Here is a 1789-nt window from a genome sequence, read left to right on the forward strand (position 1 = left end):
CGGACGCTACAGTAGGAGCCGCCCACGGGTGGGGAATTTCAGTGAGCACACCTGGGGAAGTTTCTTGAGCCCCGTCACCTGGAAGGTGGTCGAAGTTGAAGTCCTCGAGTGTCTTGACCGCGGGGAAGCGAGCGCCACTGATCCGCAGCACGGTGCCGTTGGCTTCGCGTTCACTGACCTGGCGGTCAAGGATCGCTGCGAGGTACTGCTCGTGGGTCCAGTTGTCGGTGCGGGCCCGCTCGGCCAACTCGGCCCAGCAGCGGCGGATCGCTGGCATCTTCAACGCCCGCGCCGCGAACTCGATCTGCTTACCTGTGTGATTGTCGGACATGGTATTTCACCTTTCAGCGATAGTGGACGGGGTGGGTGGTTGAGCACCTGACGGGGTAGCAAAGTGCACCCCGAACAGGTCGTCGTAGTCTGGTAGCGCCCGGATCGGTACCTCGTGGCCGTCGGGGTGGGCGCGGATGCGGGCGGCGTTTCGGGCCCGGTTGGCGAGGTCTTGGCGGCGGTAGTCGCGGCGCAGTTCTTTGGCTGCCCGCACGTGCTGAGGGTCGGCGATGGTGACGTGGTTGGCCCAGCTGCGAGCGTGGTCGGCGACGGTGACCTCGCCGCACTGGATGCGCACCTGCTGCAGGTCGGCGGTGATGTCGACGAAGCGACCGATCACCGACGGGTGCACCGAATAGTCATTGCCGGCCACACGTACGTAGTAGTCGCGACCGAGTCGCACCCGGCTACTCAACCCGATATGAGGTGCGGTCGGGGGAAGCCCGGCCATCTGCTCGAGGTCCTCGGCGAGCGCATCACACGGGCGTCGATCACCGATCGCGCGCACCACTCGGGTGTTGGCATGATCGGCCAGCCACCGATCGAACTGGGCGGTGAAATCGTCCGGTGAGGCGAACTGGCGGCCCGGCAGGAACGAGGTCTCGAAGAATCGGTTGTTGCCTTCGACCATGCCCTTGTACTCGGGGTCTCGCGGTGGCGCCAGCTCCAGCCGAGTGCCCAAGGTGCCCACGAATCCTGCGGCCAGCGCGGTGGGTGTGCCCTTGGGGCCGATCGCGGCTTCGCGGTCCCACACCAGCTTGCGGGTCACCGCGCCCAGTTGCGACAGCAGCAGCCACATCCCCGTCAGGATGTCTCCGCCCTGGCGCGACGGGATCATCACCGCCGACCGGTATCGGGAGAACGCCAATGTCATCACCAACACCGGTAACATGGCGAATTGATTGTGGCCCACTGGGATTCGGTAGTCCGGGAACCACAGATCCCACTGCGAACAGCCGCCGGGCTCATAGATCACCCGATCGGCCGGATCTACCCCACGAAACTCCGGGCGAATCACCCGGACCCGGTCTTTGAGGACAGTCAACGATCTCGTCCACCCGATCCGCTCCGCGATCACCGTCGCCGGCATCGTCGGATACTCCCGCAACAACGCCCGGATCTGCGGTTCGAACGCATCGACCACCGAGCCCTTCGCCGGTCGCGAGTACTTCGGCGCGGTGTCTGAGGCCAACGCCGCCCGTACCGTGTTACGGGCCACCCCCAACCGGCGCGCGATCTCCTTGATCGGCACACCCTCACTGCGATGTAAACGGCGGATCTCCGCCCACTGCTCCACTGAAATCACCCTCCTAACAAGACGGGGGTCAAAATTCACCCGTCGTCAGGGGGTCAGTTTCAGGCGCCGTCAACAACGGTCACGAGGGACGTTCAGCTCGACCGGCCCGGCCTCGGACTGCACCGTTTTCGGGCTCGACCCGTTCCGCGAGTTCGGCAACTC

At 65.1% G+C, this 1789-nt stretch carries 2 protein-coding genes and 1 pseudogene; all 3 read right to left on the bottom strand.

Annotated features, from left to right (window positions below; translation table 11 throughout):
• Positions 1–331, bottom strand: a 331-nt coding sequence (locus BPODLACK_RS23045; RefSeq protein WP_236577763.1) for an ATP-binding protein, incomplete at its 3' end; no start/stop codon positions are given.
• Positions 332–337: 6 nt separating this feature from the next.
• A complete protein-coding gene (gene istA / locus BPODLACK_RS23050; protein ID WP_201450649.1) occupies positions 338–1636 on the bottom strand; it encodes an IS21 family transposase in 1299 nt (432 codons plus the stop codon).
• A 66-nt stretch (positions 1637–1702) separates the two neighbouring features.
• Positions 1703–1789 (bottom strand): annotated as a pseudogene (locus BPODLACK_RS23055) (transposase); the annotation flags it as partial.

Origin of the sequence: Gordonia sp. YY1, from assembly GCF_009872315.1 — a bacterium.
GTDB lineage: Bacteria > Actinomycetota > Actinomycetes > Mycobacteriales > Mycobacteriaceae > Gordonia > Gordonia amicalis.